The sequence below is a fragment of the Marinovum algicola genome, from assembly GCF_900109145.1.
Lineage (GTDB): Bacteria > Pseudomonadota > Alphaproteobacteria > Rhodobacterales > Rhodobacteraceae > Marinovum > Marinovum algicola.
In genome coordinates this window covers 1-25,789 of record NZ_FNYY01000029.1, presented here as the reverse complement: position 1 = coordinate 25,789, position 25,789 = coordinate 1, and the positions used below count along the sequence as shown (strand labels likewise).

The following is a 25,789-nucleotide window of genomic DNA, read 5'->3' as shown; positions in this document are numbered from 1 at the left end:
TCGGATCTGAGGCCTGTCTCTGGCGTGTGTGCCGCAGCCCCTAACCCCGGATCAGCCGCCGGATCACATGGCTGGCCAGGTACCAGGCGGCGGGCAGGGGGCCCAGGCCGGCATGCTCGCGGTACATCCGCCAGGTGGCGGCGCTGGCGCGCCAGCGGTTGGCCGAGAGCGACCCCGGCGTCACGTGATAGATGGCCAGCGGCACCTGCAGCCCATGCGCCGCCTCGGTGCGTTTCAGCAGATCGAGCCAGAAGGCGTAATCCTGCCGCAGCGGCAGCAGCGGCATCGCCATCGGCCCGAGCTGGTCGCGGTCGCAGATCGCGGTGAGCACGCCGATGACATTGCCGCGCAGCAGCCTCTGCCGGTCGACCCGCGCGGGCACCCGGACCTCGCGCCGCCCGGTGGCATGGACGCGCCAGAAGCCGGTGTAGGTCAGCGCCAGCCCCTCGGCCTGCATCCAGCCCAGCTGGCGGGCGAGTTTCTCGGGCAGCCATTCGTCATCGGCATCGAGAAAGGCCAGATAGCGCCCCCGCGCCACGGCGATCCCGCGGTTGCGGGCGGCGGCGACGCCACGCGGACCGGTCTCCGGTGCCGCCAGCACCCGGATCCGCGGATCGGCGGCAGCTCTCTCCCGGGCCAGCGCCGGGGTGGCGTCCGAGGAGCCGTCGTCGGCGATGATCAGCTCCCAGTCGTGCCGGGTCTGGGCGGTGACCGAGGCCACCGCGCGCGGCAGGCAGGCGGCGGCGTTCAGGCAGGGCATGATGATCGAGACCGCCGGCGCCGGGGAGGCCGCCCGCGACAATTGCCCGGGCTGCGTCCCGGGGGCGTTTGACACGAGGGGGGGGACGGGATAACGGTGTCCACGATCTTCCCGGTGCAAGACCCTACCCCATTGTTTTAGGTGCTAGAAAAGATGACTCAAGCTTCTCCGCCAGTGCAAGTGATTGCGGAAATTGGTTGCAATCACAAGGGCGATCTGGAGATCGCCAAGGAATTGATCCGGGTCGCCGCCCATGTCTGCAAGGCGGATGTCGCCAAGTTCCAGAAGCGCCACAACCGCGAGCTTCTGACCGCCTCCGAATATGACACGCCGCACCCGGTGCCGGAAAACGCCTATGGGCCGACCTATGGCGCGCACCGCGAGTTTCTCGAGCTCGACCTGGATCAGCACAAGGAGCTGGTCGAGGAATGCCGCGCCAACGGCATCGCCTATTCCACCTCGGTCTGGGATCTGACCTCGGCCAAGGAGATGACCACGCTCAACCCGCCGATGCTGAAAATCCCCTCGGCCACCAACCAGCACTACGAGCTGCAAGGCTATCTCTGCGAGCATTTCGCCGGCGAGATCCACGTCTCGACCGGCATGTCGACCGGTGACGAGATCGGCAAGCTGGTGGACTTCTACGAAGAGCGCGGCCGCGCCAAGGACCTGGTGGTCTACAGCTGCACCTCGGGCTACCCGGTGGCCTTCGAGGACATCTGCCTGTTCGAGATCAAGTCGCTGATGGAACGCTTCGGCGACCGGGTCAGAAGCATCGGCTTCTCCGGTCACCACCTGGGCATTGCCGCCGATGTGGCGGCGCTGGCGGTGGGCCGGATGATGGAAGCCGAGGGCAAGGGCACCTTCTCGCATATCGAGCGCCACTTCACCCTCGACCGCACCTGGAAGGGCACCGATCACGCCGCCAGCCTCGAGCCCGACGGGCTGCGCCGGCTGTGCCGCGACATCGCCAATGTCGACCGCGCGCTGGCCTTCAAGGGCCAGGAGATCCTGCCGGTGGAACAGGTCCAGCGCGACAAGCTGAAATGGTCCGGCGGCCGGGCCTGAACCTCTCAGGATCAGCCGCCCCCCGCCATCGGCCGGGGCGGCATGGTTATTTCATATTGGCGGCCCGCCCGGCCCGCATTTCGATGACCGGGCGCCGGACGTCCGCACAGGGTGACAGCCGATGACCGGCACCGTGATCTTCCGCTGCAATGTCTCGGCCAGCGTCGGCCTGGGCCATCTCATGCGCTGTCGCGAGATGGCGCGCTATCTCGGTGCGCTCGGCTGGCACTCGGTGCTGCTCGGCCCGCCCGACAGCCTGCGCCAGCCCGCCGACGAGGGGCTCTTTGCCGGCTGGCACAGCGTCGAGGATCGCGGCAGCTCTGACGACGATGCCGCCCGCGTCCTGGCACTCTGCGAAGCCCATGGCACGCGCCATGTGGTGATGGACGACTACCGCGTCGATCCCGGCTATCAGCAGCGTCTGCGCGCGGCCGGCCTGCGCTGGCTGCAACAATTCGATGCCTCCCGCCCCTGGATGTTCCAGCCCGATCTGCTGGTCAATGCCAGCCCCTACGAGAAACGCGCGCAATATCTGCCCTGGCTGGCCGAGCCCGAGCATACCCGGACGCTGTTCGGCCCGGCCTATGCGGTGCTGCGCCCGGCCTTTACCGGGATCACCGCGCGGGTCGATGGCCGCGCGGTGCGCCGGGTGCTGGTGGCCTTTGGCGGCGGCGACGATCGCGGCGCGCTGGAACAGGCGCTGCGCACCCTGGCCGGACAGCTCGGCCCCGAGGTGACGCTGGTGCTGGTCTCGGGCGCCGGCAATCCCCGCCGCGCGGCGATTGCCGAGACGGTGGCGGCGCTGCCCGCCGGCCAGGCCGAGTTCCACGTCAACCCGCCCGACATGGCCGGGCTGATGCGCGGCTGCGATCTGGCGCTGATCGGCGGCGGCACGATGAGCTACGAGGCGGCGATCTGCGGGCTGCCCACGGTCTTTGTCGGGCTGGCGCCGAACCAGGAGCGGCCCTGCCGCGGCTGGCAGGATCTCACCGGGGCGCCCTTCCTGGGGCTGGTGGGCACCGTCGGGGATGACCGCCTGCGGGCGGCGGTCTCGGAACTGGTCGAGGATGACGCCCGCCGCCGCGCCATGGCCGCCAAGGGCCGGGCGCTGGTCGACGGACAAGGCACGCAGCGGTTGACCGACGCGCTGCTCGAACGGGAAAGCGAGACGACATGAGCACGCAAAAAACCATCCTGGTGCTGGGCACCAATGCCGGCCAGGCGGATCTGATCCGTCACATGAAGGACCGCGGCTGGCGGGTGATCGGCGCCTCTCCGGTCAAGGGTGAGCCCGGACAGGCCTTCTGCGACGTGGTCGAGGCGGTCAATATCGTTGATCTCGAGGCGCTCGAGGCGGTGGTCGAACGGCACAAGCCCGACCTGATCTATTCGATCTCCTCGGATGTGGCGATGAAATCGGTGGTGGCGCTCTCCGAACGGGTCGGCCTGCCGCATTTCTACGACAGCGCCTTCATCGATCTGCTCGACGACAAGGCCGCCCTGCGCGGTTTCCTGACCGAGCATGATCTCGGCCCGGTGCCCTACCGCAAGCTGGCCAGCGCGGCAGAGGCCGCGGGCTGGGACACCTTCCCCTGCATGGTCAAGCCGACCGATGCGCAAGGTCAACGCGGCGTCGTCCGGGTCGACCGGGCGGCAGACCTGGCGCCGGCGATCGCGGCGGCGGTGGGCTTTTCGCGCAGCAGCCAGGCGATTGTCGAAGGCTTCCTCGACGGGGTCGAGATCTCCTGCAACGTGCTGGTCTGCGGCGGCGAGGTCAAGATGAAGGTGCTGTCCGAGCGGCTGGTGCATGGCCCCCATGCGCTGGGGGTGCCGCGCGGCCACCTGGTGCCCTGCGATGCCGTCAGCGAGGACAACCAGCGCGCCGCCCTGGCGCTGGTCGACGGCATCATCGCGGCGCTCGGCAGCCGCGACGGGGTGCTCTATTTCCAGATGATCGTGACCCCCGAAGGCCCCCGCGTGGTGGAAATCGCGCCGCGGCTCGACGGCTGCCACATGTGGCGGCTGATCCGCGCCGCCGAGGGCGCAGACCTGATCGCCATGGCGATGGACTGCCTGACCGGCGAGGGCACGCCCGAACAGCTGCCGGGCGGCGGCGAAGGCGACCGCCAGCGGCCGATCGCCGAGCTGATGTTCCAGCAGATGGCGCCGGGCCAGCCGTTCAGCGCCGCGGCCTTTCCGGTGCCCGAGGATGCGATCTACCACGAATACCGCTATGACGCCGGCCAGGACGTGCGCCCGGTCAATGGCACGCTGGAAGTGGTGGGCTATTACGTGCGGAACCGCGCATGAGCCGGGTGATTGCCGTCACCGGGGCCTCGGGCTTCATCGGCCGCTACCTCTGCGCGGCGCTGGAACAGACCGGCGACCGGGTATTGCGGCTGGGCCGCGGGGCGCCATCCGGCCCGGACGACCGGCAGACCGATTATTCCCGCGACAGCCTGGTCGCCGCGCTGGCGGGCGCCGAGGCGGTGGTGCATCTGGCCGGCCGTCGGATGACCCGCGCGGATGCGCCGATGGATCTGGCGCCTTTCTGGCAGCCCAATGTCGCCCAGATCGCCGATCTGGTGGCGGCAGCCCGCGAGACCGGGGTGTCGCGGCTGGTGCTGGCCTCGACCATCGCGGTCTATTCCCCGGCCTCCGGCCTGCCCTACCGTGAAGAGGCGCCGGCCCATCCGATCAACGCCTATGCGCTGTCGAAGCTCATGGCCGAAGCGCATCTCGAGATGCTGACCCGCGCCGGCGGGCCTTCGGCGGTGGCGCTGCGCCTGGCGGCGGTCTACGGCCACGGCGAAAAGGGCACGCCGGCGCTGATGAAATTCGTGGGCCAGGCCCGGGCGGGCGAGACCATCGTGCTCACCGGCAATGCCGATTACCGCATCGATCAGCTTTACGTGCGCGACGCGGTCTCGGCCTTTCAGGCGGCGCTGGCCTCGGAGGCGCGCGGCGTGGTCAACATCGGCGGCGGCCGGGCCTGGTCGGTGGGCGAGATCGCCGAGACCGCCAACCGGGTCTTTGGCAATGCCGGCAACATCCGCTACGACACCGACAGCGACGCGCCGATGCCCGAAACGGCCATGGCGCTCGACCGGGCCGTCGAGGCGCTGGACTGGCGCCCGGAGTTCGATCTGAAATCCGGGCTCGAGGATTTCCGGCGCACCGGAGAACAGACATCCCCGGACGGGGCGATTTGAGAGGACGATATGCTCACACTGCGCGAAGAACTCAGCAAGACCCACGGCATTGCCAATGACGGCAGCCCCTTCATCATCGCCGAGATGTCGGGCAACCATAACCAGTCGCTCGACCGGGCGCTGGCGATCGTCGATGCCGCCGCCGAGACCGGTGCCGATGCGATCAAGATCCAGACCTTCACCGCCGACAGCATGACGCTCGATCTCTCCGAGGGCGAGTTCACCATCACCGATCCGAAATCGCTCTGGGTCGGGCGCACGCTCTACGACCTCTATGAGGAGGCCCATACCCCGGCCGACTGGCACAAGCCGATCGCCGACCGGGCGAAGGAACACGGGCTGCTGTTCATGTCGACGCCGTTTTCCGAGGATGCGGTGGACCTGCTCGAGAGCCTCGACGCGCCGCTCTACAAGATCGCCTCCTTCGAGGCGATCGACCTGCCGCTGATCCGCCGCGTGGCGCAGACCGGCAAGCCGATGATCATCTCCACCGGCATGGCCAGCGTCGTCGAGATCGGCGAGGCGGTGGAAACCGCGCGCGCGGCCGGCTGCACCAACCTGACGCTGCTGAAATGCACCTCGTCCTACCCGGCGAGCCCGGAAAACACCAATCTCGTCACCATGCCGGTGATCGGCCAGACCTTCGGCACCAATTTCGGCCTCTCGGATCACACCATGGGCAATGGCGTGGCGGTGGCCTCGACCGCGCTCGGCGGCACGGTGATCGAGAAGCACTTCATCCTCGACCGCTCAGAGGGCGGCGTCGACAGCGCCTTTTCGCTGGAGCCCGACGAGTTCACCGCGCTGGTCACCGAATGCAAGCGCGCCGCCCAGGCGATGGGCGAGATCTGGTTCGGCGGCACCGCCTCGGAACAGGCTGGCCGCAAGAAGCGCCGCTCGCTCTACATCGGCGAGGACATGAAGGCCGGCGAGGTGCTGACCGAGAAGACCCTGCGCCGCATCCGCCCGGGTCTGGGCCTCGCGCCGCGCCATTATGACGTGCTCTTGGGCCGCAAGGTCGGCCGCGACGTCAAGCGCGGCACCCCGATGAGCTGGGACCTGCTCGACGGCGAAAGCTGAGGCAGCTCGCCCTGATTTTGCGACATGCGGGATGTCAAGGCTTGACTGTCTGGTCTCCGGCCGGAAGACAGGGTATCTGACAGAAATGCGAGCTGACAATATGGGCGTTTCGCCAGATGGGGGGCAAATGAACGTCACAAGGGGAAATATGTCGGACCATCATTTGTTCGTGGAATGTCCCGGGTCGAACAAGCTGGTCATGTTTTTCACCGCCACCGGCGCGAAGCCGGGGCTTTTCAATTGGTGGGCGGTGGGCCACCAACTTGCCGAGAGCGCCAATGTTCTCTTCGTGAACGGCTGGTCCAATACCTGGTATCAGGACGGGGTGAAAGGGCTGGGCGACGGTCTCGAGGAGACGCTCGACACCATAAGGACCTGGTGCGATGAGCATGGCGTCGACGAGCTGTATTGCACCGGCCAGAGTATGGGCGGCTACGGCGCGCTGCTGTTCTCGGCGCTGTTGCCAGCACGCGTCATGGCTTTCGGGGCCGAAGCCATTTTGGGCTTGCCGCACAGCCAGTGGGAAAGAAAGGCCAACAAGACCATTGCCCTTCTGCACCGCGATCTGACCGATCCGGAAAAATACAGCTTCGAAGGCTGCCTGTTCGCCGGCGAGCGCGATCCTCTGGATATCCTCTGCGCGTCCAAAATGGCCGCGCACCGGTCTCTCAGGATCATTACCATGCGAGGGGTGGGTCATGGGCCCGCCGGGCACCTGAAAAATCGCGATCGGCTCCTGCCAATGTTGCAGGCCTGGATCGACGGCAAGGAGCTGCCGCCGGTTAAGGAAGCGGGACGGGCGCTGGAAACGGAGAGCTTCCCGCAGGATTTCTACGATGCTTGGGTCTTCGGGCGGGAAAAGCAATGGCAGCAGTCCCAGGACAGTGCCTGCCGGGCGGCAGCGGCCTATCCGATGTCGGACGAGGCCTTTCTTCTCAAGGGAAATGCACTGATGCAGCTGGGGCGCGCGCCGGAGGCCTTCGAAGCTTTCGCGGTCTCCTTCTGCCTGCGCAACCGCCCGCAGCCGCTGGCACTCATGGGACATGCGCTGCGGCAGCAGGAAGAGCCGCTGGAGGCACGCGCAGTCTATATCAAGACCTTGCAGCGCTGGCCGAACCATGCACCGGCGTATTTCGGGCTGGGCTTGGCCGAACTCAAACTCGGCCATCGAGAGGCGGCGCAGGACGCGCTGCTCAAGGCCTGCACAATCGACCCCAAGAACATCCACTTCCAGAGCTGGCTGAAACGGCTCTCCTGAGAGCCACTTGCCTCACGAGCGGGTCAAATCTGAGGCCGGCTCCTCGGTCTCGCAACCTCCAAGATAGCGTGCGGCCGCCTCGACCACTGCAGTATGGGCGGGGGCGATCTCCTGTGCCTTGAGGATATGCCGCACCGCGGACTTGCGTCGCCCGCGTGCATTTTCCACCTGTGCCAGAAGCAGATGCGCAGTCGGCAGAGCCGGATTGCGCTTCAGGGCCTCGCGCGCCAGGCTGCGAGCTTCCTCCTGGTGGGCGAGACCCTGGCGCATTAAGCATTCGGCGAGGGTGAGATAGATGTATTCGTTGACATCTGAACACCTCAGCGCCCGCCGCAGTTCGTCAATCGCCTTCTCGATCTGCCCAGTTTGTATCGCGACCTTGGCCAGCACCAGCCGTGCGCGGCCCCCGTGGTTCGCGGCCGGCAGCGCCGCTCGGGCGAACTTGTAGGCCCATCTCGGGTCTTCGCCGCTGTTGGCCAGCCGGGTCGCGGCCTGCAAGCAGGCGGTGGGGCCGCCGTCGGCCAGGATCCGTTCGCGCCGGATGCCGAGGCCCCCGGCCATCCCGAGGATCCTGATCCATTCGATCCGCGCCGGTTTTGCCGCAGGCGGGCCGCTCTTCAGCATCAGTTCGACGGTCGATGTCAAATGCCTGGTGACCCGTTCCGTGAGAATCTCCAGATTGTCCTCGGCTTTCCGATCCGCCATTGCCGCCGTCGCCTCGGCCAGGCCCGGATGCGCGTGAAGGTGCTGACGCAGGCGGGCCTCGATTGCCGAGACATCGGTGGAATCCACAAGGTATTCCAAAAAGAAGAACCCCAGCAGCCGCTCGGTGAGCGCGGCGACCGGCGCCGGCGTTTCTGTGAAGACCTGCTCCAGCGCCGCCAGTGTCTCTACTGGGCGAGTCATGTGGCGGTATTCGCTGCGCGCCATGCTATAGACCGGGGTATCCTGTAGCAGCGCCTCGAGCCCAACACCGGAATTGGCCACCAGAACGGCACGGCAGCGGGCGATGAGAGCATGGATCGAACCTTCGGAGACAAAGACATACCTGGACTTTGAGACGGTCTCGAGCCAAGCGGTGATCGCCCCGGAACGGCAGAGTGGGTGACGCTTGATCACCACCGGGCGGCGGTGTGTTTCGGCCAGTTCGGTCACCCGGCGGAGGGTGTCGCTCTGCTCCCACGGCAGATGTCGGAGGACCCGATCGTGATCGACCTGCAACGGCAGGAAGATGAAATCTTGCAGTCTGGCGATCTCCGGTTCCAGCGGGGTTCCCGGCTGCTCCAGCTTCGACAGGTTCTCGCGAGCGATGCTCTCGCGGTACTGCTTGATGAACTTGCGGGCGCGGCGCAGGTCGAAATCCTTTCCCGCCGCCTGCAGTGCCGGGTCTGTCGCCATCTGCGACCAGCCGCTGTAGCCGCAGGAATCGAAAAACCAGTAGCGCGGCAGGGCGCCCGGCTTGAGGCAATAGACCTGATCCCCGATCTCCTCGCTGTGATAGGCATAACGGATCTCAGCCGCGTTCTGCACCTCCAGGCGCTGACCCTCGGCAAGCCGGGCGCGGCAGAGCTCGGTCTTCAGTTCCAGGCGCATCGCCGCCTGGATCACATTGTCATAGGCCGTGCGGATGATGTCGTGATCGGCGTAGCTCTCGAAGGCAAACTGATTGGGAATGTCGAGACGCAGCTTCATGCCGTGCGCAGCCCCAACTCGAACAGCGCCTCGGCGAAATCCCAATCCTGGGGCGTGTCGATATCCAGCGCCCGCTGGCGCGGCATCACATGCGGGCGCGAGGCCGGATTGAACATCGGCGCGCGCGAGACAAAGGCATCGCGCCGCCCCCAGTAGAACATGCCGGCATCGTGGAACGCCTCCGGCAGATCCTGCGTGCGGGTTTTGGCATAATCGGGAAACAGCATGCCGATGCCCGCCTCGCCTTCGGTCATGGCGCGGTGAACCGGGTGCGGATAGCTGGCGGCGGCAAAGACAAAGCCGCCCTCGGCGACCCCGTCGAGGATCCGGCGCGCCTGTTGCAGATCCGCCGCCTGCACAAAGGCGGCGGTGGCATAGATGCAGCACAGCCGCTCGACCTTCTGCCCGACGATCTCTTCCATCGTCTCGACCGCATCGACGATCGCCTCGCGCGCCGGCGTGAAATCGTCGGCCAGGTGGTCGGGGCGTATGAAGGGCACCTCGGCGCCCTGGGCGCGGGCAACCTCGGCGATCTCCTCATCGTCGGTCGAGACGATCACATGGTCGAAGAGCCCCGAGGCCCGGGCCGCGGCAATCGGCCAGCCGATCATCGGACGGCCGGCGAAGGGGCGAATGTTCTTGCGGGGGATGCGTTTGCTGCCCCCACGGGCAGGAATGAGGGCGATTTGCATGAAATTCCGGTCAATTTAAGAGGATACGGCGTATTTCGCCGGAGTATCTGGCACCTGTCAGGGCAAGTAAAGGGGGGCGCCCCGGCGGCAGGCCTGTAAGCGCCAAATCAACGTTATGTTATACTTATTCCCCGCGCGCGGCATCCGGCCCGGGAAGGACAGCCTCTACGCAAGCTCTCCCGCCACCTTGTCCAGATAACGCGTCACCAGCGCCCACGCCGTCTCGGGGCTGCCTGCTTCGGCATAGCAGCGGAATTCCGGCGCATTGCCGGAGGGACGCAGATGCACCACCTCGTCACCCTCGAAACACACCCGCAGCCCGTCGGTCAGATCCAGCCCGGTCTCGGGCCGTCCGAAGAATTCCGCCCGCGCCCCGGCATCCGCGCGCAGCCGCGCGAGAAAGCGCTGCGCCGTCTCGGAGGCGATGCCGGCGATCCTGTCGGCGGCGGTGAACCGCGCCGGCAACCCGGCCACCAGCGCCGCCAGCGGCATCTCCGCCGCGCGCGCCGCGGCCAGCGGGGAGAGGATCGGCAGCAGGCAGTCACGCGTCATCAGCGGCGCCAGCGGGCCGGCCGGGCCCTCGGCCTCGAAGCCCAGAAGAAAGCCGCCGTTGGCCTCATAGCCCACCACCCGGACCCGGGGCTCCTGCGCCAGTGCCGCCTCCATCGCGGCAATCACATAGGGCGAGCCGATGCGGGTGAGCACCACCTCGCGAAAGTCGTCCATCTCGCCGATCATGGCGTTCGACGAGACCGGGGTGCAGATCACCTCGGCGCCGAGGCTGCGGGCGCTCAGCGCGCCCAGCACGTCGCCGGGCACCACCGCGCCGGCGGCATCGGCCACCATCGGCCGGTCGGCATCGCCATCGGTCGAGATCACCGCGTCAAGCCGGTGGTCCGCGCACCAGCCCGCCAGCATGTCGCGGGTCTCCGGGTCGAGCGCCTCGGTGTCGACCGGGATGAAATGCCCCGAGCGAGCCAGCGGCACCGGCGCGCCCCCCAGCGCCGCCACCAGCGTGATCATCAGGTCGCGCGCCACCGAGGAATGCTGATAGACGCCGATGCGCAGCCCGGCGAGCGCGGCGGCGCCGAAGCCGGTCACATAGCGCTGCACATAGGCCGCGGCGGCATCATGGTGGCGCAGCCCCGCCTGCCCCGCGGCCGGCGCCCGGCCCAGCGCGGCGCTGATCGCGGCCTCGTCGTCCTTCGAGATCTCGCCGCCGGGCAGATAGAATTTCAGCCCGTTGCGGTCGGCGGGAATATGGCTGCCGGTGACCATCACCGCCGCCCGGCCCGCCGCTTGGGCCGCCAGCGCCAGCGCCGGGGTCGGCAGCGCGCCGCAATCGATCACCTCGACGCCGCAGGCCCGGGCGGCCCGGGCCACCGCATCGGCGATCTCGGGCGAGGACGGCCGCAGATCGCGACCGAGATAGAGCCCGCCACCATGCGGACAGGCCAAGAGAAAGGCGCGGGTGTATTCCGCGACCAGGTCAGCGCTCAGCTCGGTGACAAGACCGCGCAGGCCGCTGGTGCCGAATTTGGGAGCCATGATAATATCCTTTGCAACGAAAATGCCTTGTCCCTTCCTTGGCAAAGCCGCGCGCCGGGCTCAAGGTTTTGTTACCGCCCGATCGGTTGGTCCGATCAGGCCGCGAAATCGCTCCCAGCTGACTGCCGGAGGAGCTGCTCTTGCAGAACCCGGGCAAAGGGGACGCTTTTGCGCGAATATGCGCCTTGTCGCCAGTCGCCAGCCTGGCGCTTGTGCGGCACCCTGTTGTGAATGGCGAGCTGTCCGAAGATATCCTCGAACCCCAGAAAGGCGACATCCGCCGGAGTGCCGGTTTTGGCCCAGTGCGCCAGACAGCGCGCCGTGGCCCGCCCCAGCATGCTGGGGCCGGTCTTGGACCAGGTGGTTTCGTTTGCACGTGCCAGAAGCGCCTCCCGGGCGGTTTTCGCCGCCAGTTCGGCAATCAGGTGTCCTGGGGTGGCAGCGAGAAAATTGTTGCCGATGATCGATCGGCCCGGCTCCAGAAGCGCCACGAATCCGGCGCCGCGATCAACCAGGGTTTCCAGCGACCCGACCAGGACATCGTCGGCATCGGCATAGACACCGCCTTCCCGGGCCAGCAGGCAGAGCCGCAGGAAATCGGATTCCTCAGCCGGATTGCTGGCCAGCGAAAAGGCCCGTGCCCAATCTGTCCCGTAGGTGTCATGCAGATAGGCCAGCGCCGCGCGACGGTCGAAGAGCCGATGCTGCCAGCCCGGCACGGCCCGCCAGCTTTCGATCATCCCGACCAGCGCCTCCGGCGGTTCGAGGGTGTTCCAGTACTGGAAAATACACCGGGGGATCCGGGGGCGGGCCGGGAGGGCGTCCGGAACGGCCTGCAAATGTGCCTGCCAGTGTTTCAAGAAACGCATTGCGGCAATGTTCGAGTCCGGCTCGGCCTGGACCAACGTTATATGCCCCGCGGTATCACCGGGCGGCAGGGGGCGGAGCGGGCCCTTTTCGAAATCGAAAAGCGCGATGGTGAGTTCGGTCATGTTCTGGCCCAACAGGGTCTTGTGCAGATGCGGATCATCCCAGACCCCGGCTGCGCGGGCTTCACGCAGCACCGTCGCCACTATCTCGCCGTGCCCCTGCGCCGCCAATTCCCGCAAGAGCGCATGGGTTTCTGGCCGCATTCGGGCAGCCTCGCACCCGAGAGCGATGCGGAAGGCGGCCAGGGCCGCGTCGAACTCGCCCAAAGAGGCATGGAGCTTGATCCGATGGCGGGCCAGGGAAGTTGCGCCCTCAGGTCTGCGCTGCGCCGCCTGCTGCAACAGCGCCAGCCCGGCGCGCTCCTGCCCGGCCTTGGTGAAGGTGGCGACCACCAGCGCAGCAAGCCGCATATCGGAGGGCCAGACAGACAGGCTCATCCGCAGATAGCGCATCGCCACGCTCAAGCGGTTGGAAAAGAGCAGCGCCTTGGCCGCCAGCACGGCATATTGGACATCGCGCTCCGCCACCGGGATGCGCCGCAGTTCGGTCAGAGCGCCGGCAAAGTCGAAGGCAGTCAGCCGCATCTCGGCCCGGAGCCGCCGCAGCCGGGGGGCGGGCAGGCAGCCCGCCAGCCAGTCCGTCAGCTGGCCGGCGGGGAAATCCTCTTCGGTCAGCCCGCTGTTGCGCAGCATCTGCTCGACCAGCACCGGATGGCCCGGGAACATCTCCTGACCGGCCGCGAGATAGCGCGAAACGGCGGCAAGATCGCCGCGGGCGAGATGCGCCTTGATCAGGTCGCGGATCCCCGAGGGCCCGGCCTGGCCGCGGTCGAACAACGCTTCGCGCCGGGCCAGCGCCGCCTCGGGCTGGCCCGCAGCCTCGAGACAGGTGGCAAGGGTCAGCTCGACCCGGGGCAGGTCGCGGCCCAGGGTTTCGGCCTGTTCCGCCGCCGCCAGCGCCGCCCGGGGGTCGCCCTCGGCCAGATGCAGCAGCGCCATCTGCACCGCCGGCAGCGGCGAGCGCGGATCGCAGCGCGCCGCCAACTCGAGCCGCTCCCGGGCGGCGAGAGGCGCGCCGAGGCTGCGCAGGATGTCGGCCAGTTCGAGGTGAAAGGTGACCCCTTCGGGAAAGCGCTCGAGCGCCTGTTCGGCCAGCGCGCGCGCCGCCGCCGGACCCAGCGCCGCGCGCTCTGCCCGGATCAGCTGCAGGGTGAGGCCGGCGTGGTCAGGAAACGCCGCCTGCGCCTGCCTGGCCTGGGCCAGCGCCTCTGGCGGATCCTCGGCCATCAGCGCCCGGATCCCGAGCCCGCGCAGCACCGCGTCGTCATGGCCCAGCGCCCGCGCCCGGGCCAAGATGTCAGAGGCGCGCGCCATCTCGCCACGGGCCAGGGAAACCTGCGCCAGATAGCGCCAATAGGCGGCGGGGGCGGCTTTGTCGGAAGGCGCGAAGAGGCCCGAGAGCGCCGCGGCGGCCTCCGGCGTCCGGCCCAGCCGCAGCAGCCCCGCCACGCGCAACAGGTCGAGATCCTGCCGCCCCGGGCAGGCCCGGCAGGCGGCACTGACACAGGCCAGCGCCGCACGACGTTCGCCATGGCGGGTAAGCAGCGCATCGGCCTTGCGCGCAAAGAGCACGATCCGCTCGGGCGCCTGCCGCGTCACCGCCGCCTGCACCAGCGCCACCGCCTCGGCCCGCGCGCCGGCGCGGAACCGCGCCTCGGCGCGCTTGAGGGTTTCTGTCATCTCCGGCGGTGTCATCAGGGCCTCCTGCCTGTCGGTCCGGTTTCCCGGGGCGCCCGGCGCAGCTTAGCGAGGCCGGAACGGCAGGTCGATACCGGAGGGCGGCGGCGTGGCGGGCCCTATTCCACGGTGACCGATTTCGCCAGGTTGCGCGGCTGGTCGACATCGGTGCCGCGTTCCAGCGCGGTGTGATAGGCCAGCTGCTGCACCGGCACCGCATAGACGATGGCGGCGAACGGCCCGTCGACGGCCGGCATCTCGATCTGCTGCCAGACCCCGGCGCCGCCCCGGGCCGCGCCCCGGGCATCCGAGATCATCACGATCTTGCCGCCGCGCGCCATGACCTCCTGCATGTTCGACACGGTCTTGTCGAACATCGCGTCATGCGGCGCCAGCACCACCACCGGCATCTCCTCGTCGATCAGCGCGATCGGCCCGTGCTTGAGCTCGCCCGAGGCATAGCCCTCGGCGTGGATATAGGAGATCTCCTTGAGCTTGAGCGCGCCTTCCAGCGCCAGCGGATACAGCGCGCCGCGACCGAGGAAGAGCACATCGTCATACCGCGCCAGCCGGGCGCTGACGGCGCGCACCTGCGGCGCGATGGCCAGCGCCTGGGTGACCTGGCCGGGGACCTGCTGCAACTGGTCGGTCAGCGCCTGCGCCGCGGCGGCATCGACGGCGCCGCGCTGGCGCGCGGCCTGTAGCGCCAGCGCCGCCAGCACCGCGAGCTGGCAGGTGAAGGCCTTGGTCGAGGCGACGCCGATCTCGGGCCCGGCGAGGATCGGCAGAGCGAGATCGCTTTCCCGCGCGATCGAGCTTTCCATCGCATTGACGATCGACAGGATCAGACCCGCCTTGCCGGTGCAATAGCGCAGCGCGGCCAGGGTGTCGGCGGTCTCGCCCGACTGGCTGACAAAGAGCACCAGCGTGCGGGTGTTGAGCGGCGGCTCGCGGTAGCGGAACTCCGAGGCAATGTCGATCTCGACGGGGATCCGGGCAATCTGCTCGAACCAGTATTTCGACACGAAACAGGCCAGCGAGGCGGTGCCGCAGGCGACCATGACGATGCGGTCATAGGCGGTGAAATCCACCCCCGCCTCGATCAGGTGGCGGCCTTCGCGGTCGGCGGTGTAATATTTCAGCGCATTGGCCAGAACGCCGGGCTGTTCGGCGATCTCCTTCGACATGTAATGCCGGTGGCCGGCCTTGTCGGTGGTGGTCACCTCGAGATCGACGGTCTTGCGCGCCCGGGTGACCGGCTGGTGATCGGCATCGCGGAACTCGGCCCCGGCGCGGCTGACAATGGCCAGGTCGCCCTCTTCGAGATAGGTGATCTCGCTGGTCATCGGCGCCAGCGCCAGCGCGTCGGAGCCGACGAACATCTCGCCCTCGCCCCAACCGATGGCCAGCGGGCTGCCCTTGCGGGCGGCGACGATCAGATCGTCCTCGCCCTGGAACAGGAAGCACAAAGCATAGGCGCCCTCGAGTTCGGAAATGGTCGCTCGGGCGGCCTCGACCGGCGCCAGCCCCTGGCCCAGGTGCCAGTCGCAGAGCATGGCCACGGTCTCGGTGTCGGTCTCGGTTTCCGAGGTGATCCGATGCGCCTCGAGCCGGGCGCGCAGCGCGCGGTAATTCTCGATGATGCCGTTGTGCACCACCGCCACCCGGCCGCGCTGATGCGGATGGGCATTGGTGGTATTGGCGGCGCCATGGGTGGCCCAGCGGGTGTGGCCGATGCCGGCGGTGCCGGCCAGCGGATCATGCACCAGCGCATCCGAAAGGTTGACCAGCTTGCCGAGCGCGCGGCGGCGCTCGAGGTGGCCCCCGTTCACCGTGGCGATGCCGGCGCTGTCATAGCCGCGGTATTCCAGCCGCTTCAGGCCCTCGATCAGGATGGGAGAGGCCTGGTGATTTCCCAGGACGCCGACAATTCCGCACATGTTTCAATTCCTCAATCAATCAATAAGCGGCCCGGGGACCGCTCGGGAAATCGCAAACCCGCGCCTGAAAGGCAATCTCTATTTCCCCCTGCCCGCCGCGGCCCCCTGCCCGGCGCGCGCTTGCGGATCTGCCGGTCAGCGCTGAAGGATTTCCCGCCCGTACCGCCAGAGCAGCAGGGTGCCGAAGATCATCGGGATAAGCCCGACCAGCGTGACGTAGACCGGCGAGACATAGGTCGGATCATAGGTCGAATAGACCCCCGAGCGCACGATGCCGGTGATATGGATCAGCGGGTTGTACCACAGGATATCCTGGGCGATGCGCGGCAGATCCTCGTAGATGTAGAACACCCCCGAGATCAGCAGCAGCGGCCGCGTCACGATCCCCCAAGCGGTCTTCCACATGGCGAAGCGCAGGAACATGAAGCAGTTGAAGGTGCCCAGCCCCACCCCGAGCAGGGTGCAGAGCAGGAAGCCCTGGAGCATCGGCGCCAGGTCGATGGTCTCGCGGATGTCCTGGGTGAAAAAGATGCCGCCGAAGATGATCAGCACCACCATGGTCTGGGTCAGCACCGCCAGGATCGCCCGCGCCAGGATGGTGTCGACATAGGTCACCCGCGGATAGGCCATCAGCGGGCGGTTGAACTGGATCGCCAGCCCCACCGATTGCGACAGGTTCTGGAAGAACCGCAGCGGCAACAGCCCGCCGGCATAGAACAGCAGGAAATTCGTCCCCAGCGAGGGCGCCTTGAACAGCAGCGACAGCCCCGCCGCCAGCATGGCGATGCCCGCCACCGGCTCGAGCACGGCCCAGATATAGCCGCCCGGAGAGCGGCCATAGGTGGTGGACATCTCGCGCAGGATCAGCGCCCCGACCACACGCCCCATCCGGCCGCTGCTGCGCGGTGGCGCCAGCGGGCGCTGCGGCGGCGGAAACCCGGTGTCCGTCGAGGCTTTCATTGCAGCATGTCCCCATCTGCCCTATAGACAAGCGAAATTTGACCTGTGCCTTTGGAACACAGCCGTGATGAATGATCAATCACCCCAGGATCAGAGGGCACGGGACAACGTGTCGGACCCCGCCGAGACCGCACCGAAACCGGAGGCGAAACCCGCCGCCAAATCCGATGCGAAACCGGCGCCCAAGCCCGCTGCAAAACCGGCGCCCAAACCGGCCAAATCCGCCGCCAAGCCGGCCGCGCAACTGCTGCCCAAGCCGCGGCCGCCGGCCCCGCCGGCGCGGCGCCAGCGACGGCACTGGGGCATCCTGTTCTCCTTCCTGATCCTGGTGCTGGCCCCGCTGGGGGTGGCGGCCTATTACCTCTGGACCCAGGCGCAGGATCAATATGCCTCCTCGGTGGCCTTCACCGTGCGCCGCGAAGAGGCGCCCTCGGCGGTGGATCTGCTGGGCGGGCTCTCCAATCTCTCTTCCGCCAGTTCCTCCGACAGCGACGTGCTGTTCGAATTCATCCAGTCGCATGAACTGGTGCGCAAGATCGACGACCGGCTCGGCCTGCGCGATCTCTATTCCGCGCCCTTCGCCAGCGATCCGGTCTTTGCGCTGGTGCCGGAGGCCTCGATCGAGGAACTGCTGGACTACTGGCGCCGGATGGTGCGGATCTCCTATGCCCCGGGCACCGGTCTGATCGAGGTGCAGGTGCTCAGTTTCGACGCCGACAGCGCCAAGCGCATCGCCGAGGAGATTTTCGCCGCCAGCAGCGAGATGATCAACGCGCTCTCGGCGATCGCCCGCGAGGATGCGATGCGCTATGCCCGCGAAGAGCTCAATGCCGCGCTCGACCAGCTCAGCGCCGCGCGCCAGGCGCTCACCGCCTTCCGCTCGCGCAACCAGATCGTCAACCCCGACGCCGACATCCAGGTGCAGATGGGGCTTTTGGGTTCGTTGCAGCAGATGCTGGGCCGCGAGCTGATCGATTACGACCTGCTGCGCGAGACCGCCCGCGAGGACGACCCCCGCGTCGTCCAGGCCGAGCGCCGGATCGCCGCGATCCGCGAACGCATCCGCGAGGAGCGGCTGAAGTTCGGCAGCGGCGGCAGCCAGGAGGAGACCGGCGATTACGCCGAGGTGGTGGCGGAATTCGAGCGGCTCACCGTCGAGCGCGAATTTGCCGAGAACAAGTACACCTCGGCGCTGTCGAATTTCGACGCCGCCCAGGCCAATGCCCAGCGCCAGAGCCGCTACCTCGCCGCCTTTGTCCGCCCGACCCTGGCCGAAAGCGCCGAATACCCCCGCCGCGAGCTGATCCTCGGGCTGGTGGCGATGGTGCTCTTCGGCAGCTGGTGCATTCTGGTGCTGGTCTATTACAGCCTGCGGGACCGCCGCTGAGCGCGATGATCGAGCTGCGCAACCTGACCAAGAGCTTTCCCGCCCGCCGGGGCCGCAAATACGTGGCCCGCGGCATCAACGCGGTGTTTCCCACCGGCAAGGCGGTGGGGCTGATGGGCCGCAACGGCGCCGGAAAATCCACCCTGTTGCAGATGATCGCCGGCAATTTTCCGCCCGATGGCGGCGAGATCCTCACCGATGGCGAGATCTCCTTTCCGGTGGGCTTTGCCGGCACCTTCCACCGCGAGCTGACCGGCGCGCAGAACGTGCGCTTCATCGCCCGGATCTATGGCGTCGACACCGAGGCGCTCCTGGATTTCGTCGGCGATTTCGCCGAGCTCGGCGGCCATTACCACATGCCGGTGCGCTCCTATTCCTCGGGCATGCGCTCGCGGCTGGCCTTCGGCATTTCGATGGGGATCAAGTTCGACACCTATCTGGTGGACGAGGTGACCTCGGTGGGCGACGCCTCGTTCCGGGCCAAGAGCGCCATGGTCTTCAAGGACCGCATGGCCACCTCCTCGGCCCTGGTGGTGACCCATTCGATCGCCGAGATCCGCAATCTCTGCGATTACGGCGCGGTGCTCGAGGAGGGCGAGCTGACCTTCTATGAAGACCTCGAAGAGGCCATCGCCGTGCATGGGCAGAACATGAAGAAGGCCCGCAAGTAGCCCTGCGGACATCGCCGGACCCCACCGCATCCCGGCCGCATTTTCCTAAAATCGGCCCCGCTCTCCCCCCTTTCGCCATGCTTTCGCCCGCGCCCCTCCGGGGTCTGCGGGCATGCCTGGTCCCGGGTAGCGGGAAAGGTGTGAGAGATGGCGGAGTTTGCTGTCGAAGGGGTGCTGGGCACCAATATATTGCAGGACGCGCGGGCGCCCGGCCTCTGGGTGACGCAAGCGGGCGGCGCCACGACATTGCTGGTCGAAAGCCAGGGCGGGCAGAGCCTCGCCCGCTTCGAGCTGGGCGGCGGCGGGCTCTCGACCGCAGGCGCCAGCCCGGTCGATACCGCGCTGGTGGGCTGGAGCGCCGCAGGCCAGAGCTGGGCGGTGCGCGAAGAGACCCTGGACCGGCTCGTGCCCGGCATCGGCCAGATGGTCTATGCCGGCAATTCCGCCCTGCCGGGGATGGCGCCGACCCTGCTGCCGCTCGACCTGGCCGGTGGCCGGGTCTATGTCGCCGCCCTGCCGGGGGTGGGCACGCTTTATACCCTGGCGCCGGGCAGCGCCGGCCAGCTCGTCCAGGTCCATGCCCGCGGCGACACCACCGGCACCTATGCCGGGGCGCCCACCGCGCTGGCCGGGCTCGAGATCGGCGGCACCACCTTTGTGGCGGTGGCCTCGGGCGGGGCGGAGTCGGGGCTGACGCTCTACCGGGTCTCGGCCAGCGGCCAGCTCACCGCCACCGACAGCCTCGGCGCGGCCGAGGGCCTGGGCGTCCACAACCCCAGCGCGCTGAGGGTGGCCGAGGTCGACGGCACCACGCTGGTGATCCTCGGCGCGGCGGGCAGCGGCTCGCTGTCGGTCTTCGCGGTCTCGGCCAATGGCACGCTCGATCCGCGCAGCCACCTGCTCGACACGCTCGCCACCCGCTTTGGCGGGGTGACGGTGCTGGAGACCGCCGAGGTGGCCGGCCGGCATTACCTGGTCGCCGGCGGCGCCGACGACGGGCTGAGCCTGTTCCTGATCCTGCCCTCGGGCCAGCTCGTGCATCTCGACACCATCGCCGACGGGCCGGACAGCACGCTGATGAATGTCTCGGCGCTGGAGCTGGTCGCCCTGGGCAATGTGCTGCATGTCTTCGCCACCTCCGAAAGCGAGCGGGGCCTCACCCATCTCACCGTCGCCTTCGACCCCGCCGGCGGGGTCGAGATCGGCAGCACCGGCAACGAGACCCTGACCGGCGGCAGCGGCGAGGACGTGCTCTTTGATGGCGGCGGCGCGGATGTGCTGACCGGCGGGGCGGGGGCGGATGTCTTCGTGCTGGCCGCCGATGGCGTCCCCGACCGGATCACCGATTTCACCCCCGGCACCGACCGGGTCGATCTCTCGGCCTGGGGGCGGCTCCATTCGCTGGGCCAGCTCGAGATCACCAGCCGCAGCGATGGCGCCGAGATCCGCTTCAATGGCGAGACCCTGATCCTGCAAACAGCCAATGGCGCCGCGCTGGCGCCGGAAGATTTCCTCGACACCGACATGCTGGGCCTGCCCGCCGGGGCAGGCTCGGGCGGCGGCAACACCGGCGGCGGCGGAGGTGGCGGCGGTGGGGGTGGTCTCGACGGGCCCCGGATCGGCACTTCCGGCAACGACCGGCTGACCGGCAGCGCCGGGAACGACACCATCGCGGGCATGGAAGGCAATGACACCCTCGAGGGCTTGGCCGGCAACGATGCGCTTGACGGCGGCCCGGGTCATGACCGGATCGAGGGGGCGGCGGCGCATGACACCCTGCATGGCGCGGACGGCAACGATCTGCTGCTCGGCGGCACCGGCGCGGATGTGCTGCATGGCGAGGATGGCAACGACACCGTCAATGGCGAAAGCTCGACCGACCTGCTGAACGGCGGCGCCGGCAATGACTCGATGCTGGGCGGCACCGGCGCCGACACCCTGCATGGCAATGGCGGTCATGACACGCTTTACGGCAACACCGGCGTCGATCTGCTGTATGGCGGCACCGGCAACGACTGGATCAGCCCCGGCAATGGCGCCGATGCGGCGCATGGCGGGGGCGGCGACGATTTCCTGATCGGCCGCACCGGCTGGGACACGCTTTACGGCAATGCCGGGCAGGACACGCTTTATGGCAGCGACGGCCGCGACCAGCTGTTCGGCGGCGACGGCGATGATTTCCTCTCCGGCGGCTACGGCTGGGATTCGCTCGAGGGCGGGATCGGCAATGACAGCCTCTACGGCAATATCGGCGCCGACACGCTGATCGGTGGCAACGGCGACGACTGGCTCTCGGGGGCATCGGGCGACGACTGGCTCACCGGTGGCGCCGGCAATGACAGTCTCTATGGCAACCAGGGGGTCGACCGGATCGATGGCGGCGCCGGCGACGACGAGCTGCGCGGCGGCACCCTGAGCGACACCTTCGTTTTTGCCGAGGGCTTCGGCAATGACACGATCACCGATTTCGAGGATTTCCAGGACATGCTGCGCTTTAACACCCGGCTGACCGGGGCCCGGGATGCCGAGGCGCTGCTCGAGGCCCATGCCACCGTGGTCAATGGCGGTATCGAGATCGATTTCGGCACCGGCGAGGTGCTGTTTCTCGAAGGGCTGACCGACATCACCGCGCTGGAGGACAACATCGCCCTGGTGTGAGCCCCCGGCGCCCGGGTGCGACAGGCGGTGCTAGTCCTGCGCCAGCCGCCGGCGCAGGAAGCCCAGAAAGGCCGCCCCCGGCCGGCGCAGCTGCGGCCGGCCCGAGCGCTGCCAATAGGCGCGCCATTCGGCCTCGAGTTGATAGACGTCCTGCCCCGGCGCCAGGGCGCGGGCCTGCTCGATCACCTGCGGGCTCAGCACCGGGCCGCGACCGGGGCTCTCGATCACCGCAGCGCGCGGGGCAAAGCGGATCAGATCGCCCTCGCATTCCTCCATCCGGTAATCCGGCAGGTGATCGGCGGCGATCATGTCGCGCAGCATCTTGCGGAACACCCGGCGCGGGCTGGCCGAGCCGGATTTCTTCAACAGCGTGTCGACCGAGACGGTCCAGCCCGGCTGGCGGCCGCAATGCTTGCGCGCCAGCTCGTAGATCCGCCGCTCCAGCGGCTTGCGCAGACGAAAGTAGTCGCGGCTGAGCGTCAGCACCGATTTCGCCAGCACCGCCCGGTAGAGCCAGTCGCTCAGCACCACCTGCACGCTGACCATGCGACCGCCCTTCGACCGGCGCTCGATCTGCCAGCTCTCGATCAGCCCGAAGCCCGCGGTCACCTCGCGGCCGCCGGTCTCGATATTGGTGGTGATGCGGGTGCCGGCCAGCCGCTCGAAGGCATCGCGCAGCCGCTTGTAGCCATCGCCGCTGGTCTCGCGGTTGGTGGCGACCAGCAGGTCATGCGCCCGGAGCGTCAGCTGCCGCGCCACCGTGCGCCCGGCGTTGAGCGCCGCCACCAGCTGGCTGATGCAATAGATCAGGATGTCCTTGTCATGGATCGTCGCCAGACCGCGCACCGAAGGCGTGACGGTGATCTCGGCGCCATTGTGCAGATAGGACAGGATGCGCCGGTCCGGCCGGGTCGAGAGCGAGAACACCGGGTGTTCCATCGTCGCCAGGTCGCCCTTGGGCAGGGCGTCGAAGATATCGCAGACAAAGAAATCCCCCGTGGGGTGGCGTTCGGGCAAAAGCCCCCCTGCCCCGCTACCGCCAGTTGCCGCCGTCATACCCGTCTCTCTGCCCGTTCCCGGCTGTTCGGGAATCGTGTTTTCATTAACGCTCACCCTAGGGTTATCCACAGCCCCCGTCCAGCGCCGGGGATCGCGGCAACGTGGGATCGGAATCGGCGCTTTGGGGGTTCGGAATCGCCCGATCGTGGGATCAGAGTCACCCAGGCTTCCGGCAACACCTCAAAGCCCCTTGTTTTCAGGGGCTTTGCCGAAAGGCCCCGAGCCTGTAACTAAAGATATAACAGATTCCTAACTGGAATTTTTTTCTCCCGCCCCCGGGCGAAACCGGCTCTTCCCCGAAAACCTGGCTCAATGTGCGATCTCCATTTGAATGTATTGCCTTTTTGCGTACACTGGAGAAAACGCAGCACATAGCGAAATTCGAGCGGCACAATGAACAAATCCGACCAGCGGCCTCCCTATTTCAACATCGACCCCGATGCCGCCCTGGCCGAGCTTGGCGCGCCGATGTCGACCGCGGAATTCAAGTCGATGTCGGAGGCCTGTGCGCGCGGTCGCGCCGATCTCGCCTCGCGCGGGATGGGCGAGAGCGGTGAACGCCGACTGCGGCTGTTTTCCACCTGGGAGATCACCCGTTACCTGATCCCGGTGGCGCAGGCGCATTTCCGCCGCGTGCTGCGGCAGAACCCCGCCCTGCCGCAGGGCCGCTCCGAGACCGAGGGCGGCGCCAAATGGTTCACCCTCGACGAGGTGCTGCGGCTCAGGGCGCATTTCGCCGAAGAGGGCGCCAAGGGCCGCGACTATCGCCCCTATCGCCCCGAGGGGCTGCCGGCCAAGCTGGTGGCGGTGGCCAACTTCAAGGGCGGCGTCGGCAAGACCTCGACGGCGGCGCATCTGGCGATGTCGGCGGCGCTCGACGGCTACAAGGTGCTGGTGATCGACCTCGACAGCCAGGGCTCGATGACCTCGATCTTCAACGGCAAGGTCGAGGATGAATGGCAGACCGTCTTCCCGCTGCTGGCGCGCCACTACGCCCGCCACCTGCGCGCCACCAACCAGGGCCGGATGGACCGGGGCGAGGCGCCGGTGCCGCTCGACGACACCCTGGGCGAGGCGCTGGAGATCAAGGCCCCCGACCTGGTGCAGAAGACCCATTGGCCCAACATCGACCTGATCGGTGCCCAGCTCAACCTCTACTGGGCCGAGTTCCAGATCCCGGTCTGGCGGATGCAGGGCCGCAGCTGGAAGCTCTGGGATGCGCTGACCGAGACCCTGGAGGAGGATGGCATCCTCGACGATTACGATCTGGTCTTCCTCGATACCCCGCCGGCGCTGGGCTATCTGACGATCAACGGGCTGGCCGCCTCTGACATCCTGCTGGTGCCGCTGGGCGCCTCTTTCCTGGAGTTCGATTCCACGGGGCGGTTCTTCGACATGCTGCATTCCACCTTCACCTCGATCGAGCAGAGCGAGAATATCGCCGCCCGGGCGCTGGGCCGCGAGGAGCTGCATTTCGAATGGGATGCGGTGCGCGCCGTCATCACCCGCTACGACGACAGCCAGCAGGCCGAGCTTGCCGGGCTGATGCAGGCCTATCTCGGTCGGGTGCTGTCGCCGCACCGGCAGAATTTCACCGCCCTGATCGGCCAGGCCGGGGAACAGGTCAACGGCATCTACGAGGCCGATTACCGCGATTTCAACCGCGAGACCTATGCCCGCGGCCGCGAGACCTTCGACGCCACCTATGCCGCCTTCAAGCAGCTGCTGCTGGGCATCTGGCGGCGCGAGGAACAGGCCGCCCGCGAAGAGAGCGCCGCATGACGCCCGCCCTGCCCTCTCCCCGTCTGTCCTGTCCCTGTCTGCCGGAGATCCGCTGATGGCCCGTCGCAAACGCCTGACCCCGCCGCGCGCCGATTACCTCGAGGCCGCCGCCCCGGCCCCCAGCGCCGCCCCCGGTCCGCTCTCGACCCCGCCGATCGCCCAGGTCGCCGGCGAGACCGCCTCCTCGGCGGCGCTCGAGACGCTGTCGGAGGAAATGGCCCGGGCCCGCGCCGATGGCCGCTTTCTCGAAAGCCTGCCGCTTGCGGCGGTGGATGCCGCCTATCTGGTACGCGACCGGATCGGCGTTTCCGACGAGGAACAGGCGGCGCTGACCGCCAGCCTGCGCGCCCGCGGCCAGCAGACGGCGATCGAGGTGGTCGATCTCGGCGCCGGTCGCGCCGGCGGCCGCTACGGGCTGATCTCGGGCTGGCGCCGGCTGACCGCGCTGCGCCAGCTGCATGAGGAGACCGGCGAGGCGCGCTTTGCCGCGGTGCTGGCGCGGGTGACCCGGCCGGGCGAGGCTTCGGAGGCCTATCTCGCCATGGTCGAGGAGAACGAGGTCCGCGTCGGGCTCAGCCATTACGAGCGCGCGCGCATCGCGGTGCGGGCGGTGGAGGAAGGCGTCTTCCCGCACGATCGGGCGGCGCTGGATGCGCTTTATGCCGCGGCCAGCCGGGCCAAGAAATCCAAGATCCGGTCCTTTGTCGCCCTGGTGCGCCATCTCGACGGGGCGCTGGCCTTTCCGATGGCGATCGGCGAGCGGCTGGGCCTCGATCTGGCGCGGCGGCTGGGCGAGGATCGCGGCTTTGCCAAGGCCCTCGCGCGCGCGTTGAAAGCCGCCGGTCCCGCCGATGCCGAGGCCGAGCAGGTGGTGCTGAAACGCGCCCTGCGCGCCGGGACCGGCGCCGGGGCGGCGACCCCGGCCGAGGGCACCCCCCGCCCGGCGCCGGCCGAACGGCCGCGCGCGACCGGGGCCGCCGCCGGGCCGATCTCCATGGACTGGCAGCCCGAGGCGCAGGAGCTGCGGCTCTCCGGCCCCGGTGTCTCGGCGGCGTTTCGCAGCGCCTTGCAGCAGTGGCTGAAAGAGTGGAAAGAGTGATATTGTTTGTTTTCAACTTGTTATCATGATTTGTTTCGCGCGCGAAACACCTGGTCGCCGCTCTTTCCCGCGCGCGGCGCTGCGCATTGACCTCCCCCTTCCCTTGCCGCTATCTGCACCGCAGGATGAAGCAACCGACCAGATGAGCCCGTGATCGCAGACCTTTCCGCTGACGCCCCGGTCGATCTCTCGGTCACGGTTGCGATCTCCACCATCGGAGAGCGGCTGGCCGGGCTTGCCCTGCCGGCCCCGCATCC

General features: G+C 68.0%; 19 protein-coding genes. 11 read left to right on the top strand and 8 right to left on the bottom strand.

What is annotated here, in order from left to right:
- Positions 1-40: 40 nt before the first annotated feature.
- A complete protein-coding gene (locus BMW90_RS23550) occupies positions 41-835 on the bottom strand; it encodes a glycosyltransferase family 2 protein (RefSeq protein ID WP_274565290.1) in 795 nt (264 codons plus the stop codon).
- A gap of 78 nt (positions 836-913) precedes the next feature.
- Here BMW90_RS23550 and BMW90_RS23545 point away from each other — a divergent pair, with 78 nt between their 5' ends.
- From BMW90_RS23545 to BMW90_RS23520, 6 genes are all read left to right on the top strand, one after another.
- Positions 914-1,828, top strand: coding sequence for an N-acetylneuraminate synthase family protein (locus BMW90_RS23545; protein WP_048536071.1), 915 nt, complete (start codon positions 914-916; stop codon positions 1,826-1,828).
- Positions 1,829-1,949: 121 nt separating this feature from the next.
- On the top strand, positions 1,950-3,005 hold the full coding sequence (gene pseG / locus BMW90_RS23540) for a UDP-2,4-diacetamido-2,4,6-trideoxy-beta-L-altropyranose hydrolase (protein ID WP_074839893.1): 1,056 nt from the start codon (positions 1,950-1,952) through the stop codon (positions 3,003-3,005).
- Complete coding sequence (locus BMW90_RS23535) at positions 3,002-4,138, top strand: ATP-grasp domain-containing protein (protein ID WP_074839892.1); 1,137 nt, start codon at positions 3,002-3,004, stop codon at positions 4,136-4,138. The genes pseG and BMW90_RS23535 overlap by 4 nt, the downstream gene beginning before the upstream one ends.
- Complete coding sequence (locus BMW90_RS23530) at positions 4,135-5,040, top strand: NAD-dependent epimerase/dehydratase family protein (protein ID WP_074839889.1); 906 nt, start codon at positions 4,135-4,137, stop codon at positions 5,038-5,040. Before BMW90_RS23535 ends, BMW90_RS23530 begins: the two co-directional genes overlap by 4 nt.
- A gap of 9 nt (positions 5,041-5,049) precedes the next feature.
- Complete coding sequence (gene pseI, locus BMW90_RS23525) at positions 5,050-6,120, top strand: pseudaminic acid synthase (protein WP_074839887.1); 1,071 nt, start codon at positions 5,050-5,052, stop codon at positions 6,118-6,120.
- A 199-nt stretch (positions 6,121-6,319) separates the two neighbouring features.
- Entirely contained in the window at positions 6,320-7,378 is a 1,059-nt protein-coding gene (locus BMW90_RS23520; RefSeq protein WP_170850618.1) for a tetratricopeptide repeat protein, read from the top strand.
- A 12-nt stretch (positions 7,379-7,390) separates the two neighbouring features.
- On the opposite strand, the gene BMW90_RS23515 is transcribed toward BMW90_RS23520, so the two are convergent.
- The 6 genes from BMW90_RS23515 to BMW90_RS23490 all read right to left on the bottom strand — a co-directional run bounded on the left by BMW90_RS23515 (position 7,391) and on the right by BMW90_RS23490 (position 16,876).
- Positions 7,391-9,070 carry a capsular polysaccharide export protein, LipB/KpsS family gene (locus tag BMW90_RS23515; RefSeq protein ID WP_074839879.1) on the bottom strand — a complete coding sequence of 560 codons (1,680 nt, stop codon included), beginning with the start codon at positions 9,068-9,070 and terminating at the stop codon, positions 7,391-7,393.
- A complete protein-coding gene (gene pseF / locus BMW90_RS23510) occupies positions 9,067-9,762 on the bottom strand; it encodes a pseudaminic acid cytidylyltransferase (protein ID WP_074839877.1) in 696 nt (231 codons plus the stop codon). The genes BMW90_RS23515 and pseF overlap by 4 nt, the downstream gene beginning before the upstream one ends.
- Before the next feature lie 165 nt (positions 9,763-9,927).
- Positions 9,928-11,310 carry a phosphomannomutase gene (locus BMW90_RS23505; protein WP_074839875.1) on the bottom strand — a complete coding sequence of 461 codons (1,383 nt, stop codon included), beginning with the start codon at positions 11,308-11,310 and terminating at the stop codon, positions 9,928-9,930.
- Between the two features lie 95 nt (positions 11,311-11,405).
- The gene (locus BMW90_RS23500; protein ID WP_074839873.1) at positions 11,406-13,994 is read right to left on the bottom strand and encodes a glycosyltransferase; all 2,589 of its coding nucleotides are present in this window, start codon (positions 13,992-13,994) and stop codon (positions 11,406-11,408) included.
- Positions 13,995-14,095: 101 nt separating this feature from the next.
- Positions 14,096-15,916 (bottom strand): glutamine--fructose-6-phosphate transaminase (isomerizing), encoded by a 1,821-nt coding sequence (gene glmS / locus BMW90_RS23495; RefSeq protein ID WP_074839871.1) that lies wholly within the window; start codon positions 15,914-15,916, stop codon positions 14,096-14,098.
- 135 nt (positions 15,917-16,051) lie between these two features.
- Positions 16,052-16,876: an ABC transporter permease gene (locus BMW90_RS23490; RefSeq protein ID WP_083416184.1), complete on the bottom strand. Its 825-nt coding sequence runs from the start codon at positions 16,874-16,876 to the stop codon at positions 16,052-16,054.
- 67 nt (positions 16,877-16,943) lie between these two features.
- Between BMW90_RS23490 and BMW90_RS23485 the strand changes: the two genes are divergently transcribed.
- The 3 genes from BMW90_RS23485 to BMW90_RS23475 all read left to right on the top strand — a co-directional run bounded on the left by BMW90_RS23485 (position 16,944) and on the right by BMW90_RS23475 (position 21,592).
- Entirely contained in the window at positions 16,944-18,263 is a 1,320-nt protein-coding gene (locus BMW90_RS23485; protein ID WP_083416183.1) for a KpsE/RkpR family capsule polysaccharide export protein, read from the top strand.
- A 5-nt stretch (positions 18,264-18,268) separates the two neighbouring features.
- Positions 18,269-18,934, top strand: a complete 666-nt coding sequence (locus tag BMW90_RS23480; RefSeq protein WP_048536095.1) for an ABC transporter ATP-binding protein — start codon at positions 18,269-18,271, stop codon at positions 18,932-18,934.
- Positions 18,935-19,081: 147 nt separating this feature from the next.
- The gene (locus BMW90_RS23475) at positions 19,082-21,592 is read left to right on the top strand and encodes a calcium-binding protein (RefSeq protein ID WP_074839866.1); all 2,511 of its coding nucleotides are present in this window, start codon (positions 19,082-19,084) and stop codon (positions 21,590-21,592) included.
- Between the two features lie 30 nt (positions 21,593-21,622).
- Here BMW90_RS23475 and BMW90_RS23470 read toward each other — a convergent pair whose 3' ends face one another.
- Positions 21,623-22,648: a replication initiator protein A gene (locus BMW90_RS23470; protein WP_074839863.1), complete on the bottom strand. Its 1,026-nt coding sequence runs from the start codon at positions 22,646-22,648 to the stop codon at positions 21,623-21,625.
- A 396-nt stretch (positions 22,649-23,044) separates the two neighbouring features.
- On the opposite strand from BMW90_RS23470, the gene BMW90_RS23465 reads away from it, so the two are divergent.
- Both BMW90_RS23465 and BMW90_RS23460 read left to right on the top strand, forming a co-directional pair.
- Positions 23,045-24,433: an AAA family ATPase gene (locus tag BMW90_RS23465; protein WP_048536046.1), complete on the top strand. Its 1,389-nt coding sequence runs from the start codon at positions 23,045-23,047 to the stop codon at positions 24,431-24,433.
- 55 nt (positions 24,434-24,488) lie between these two features.
- Positions 24,489-25,532, top strand: a complete 1,044-nt coding sequence (locus BMW90_RS23460) for a ParB N-terminal domain-containing protein (protein ID WP_074839860.1) — start codon at positions 24,489-24,491, stop codon at positions 25,530-25,532.
- Positions 25,533-25,789 lie beyond the last annotated feature (257 nt).

Coding starts and splice junctions, on each gene's coding strand:
- BMW90_RS23545 (WP_048536071.1), top strand. CDS start 914: ATGACTCAAGCTTCTCCGCCAGTGCAAGTGATTGCGGAAATTGGTTGC.
- pseG (WP_074839893.1), top strand. CDS start 1,950: ATGACCGGCACCGTGATCTTCCGCTGCAATGTCTCGGCCAGCGTCGGC.
- BMW90_RS23535 (WP_074839892.1), top strand. CDS start 3,002: ATGAGCACGCAAAAAACCATCCTGGTGCTGGGCACCAATGCCGGCCAG.
- BMW90_RS23530 (WP_074839889.1), top strand. CDS start 4,135: ATGAGCCGGGTGATTGCCGTCACCGGGGCCTCGGGCTTCATCGGCCGC.
- pseI (WP_074839887.1), top strand. CDS start 5,050: ATGCTCACACTGCGCGAAGAACTCAGCAAGACCCACGGCATTGCCAAT.
- BMW90_RS23520 (WP_170850618.1), top strand. CDS start 6,320: ATGTTTTTCACCGCCACCGGCGCGAAGCCGGGGCTTTTCAATTGGTGG.
- BMW90_RS23515 (WP_074839879.1), bottom strand. CDS start 9,070: ATGAAGCTGCGTCTCGACATTCCCAATCAGTTTGCCTTCGAGAGCTAC.
- pseF (WP_074839877.1), bottom strand. CDS start 9,762: ATGCAAATCGCCCTCATTCCTGCCCGTGGGGGCAGCAAACGCATCCCC.
- BMW90_RS23505 (WP_074839875.1), bottom strand. CDS start 11,310: ATGGCTCCCAAATTCGGCACCAGCGGCCTGCGCGGTCTTGTCACCGAG.
- BMW90_RS23500 (WP_074839873.1), bottom strand. CDS start 13,994: ATGACACCGCCGGAGATGACAGAAACCCTCAAGCGCGCCGAGGCGCGG.
- glmS (WP_074839871.1), bottom strand. CDS start 15,916: ATGTGCGGAATTGTCGGCGTCCTGGGAAATCACCAGGCCTCTCCCATC.
- BMW90_RS23490 (WP_083416184.1), bottom strand. CDS start 16,876: ATGAAAGCCTCGACGGACACCGGGTTTCCGCCGCCGCAGCGCCCGCTG.
- BMW90_RS23485 (WP_083416183.1), top strand. CDS start 16,944: ATGAATGATCAATCACCCCAGGATCAGAGGGCACGGGACAACGTGTCG.
- BMW90_RS23480 (WP_048536095.1), top strand. CDS start 18,269: ATGATCGAGCTGCGCAACCTGACCAAGAGCTTTCCCGCCCGCCGGGGC.
- BMW90_RS23475 (WP_074839866.1), top strand. CDS start 19,082: ATGGCGGAGTTTGCTGTCGAAGGGGTGCTGGGCACCAATATATTGCAG.
- BMW90_RS23470 (WP_074839863.1), bottom strand. CDS start 22,648: ATGACGGCGGCAACTGGCGGTAGCGGGGCAGGGGGGCTTTTGCCCGAA.
- BMW90_RS23465 (WP_048536046.1), top strand. CDS start 23,045: ATGAACAAATCCGACCAGCGGCCTCCCTATTTCAACATCGACCCCGAT.
- BMW90_RS23460 (WP_074839860.1), top strand. CDS start 24,489: ATGGCCCGTCGCAAACGCCTGACCCCGCCGCGCGCCGATTACCTCGAG.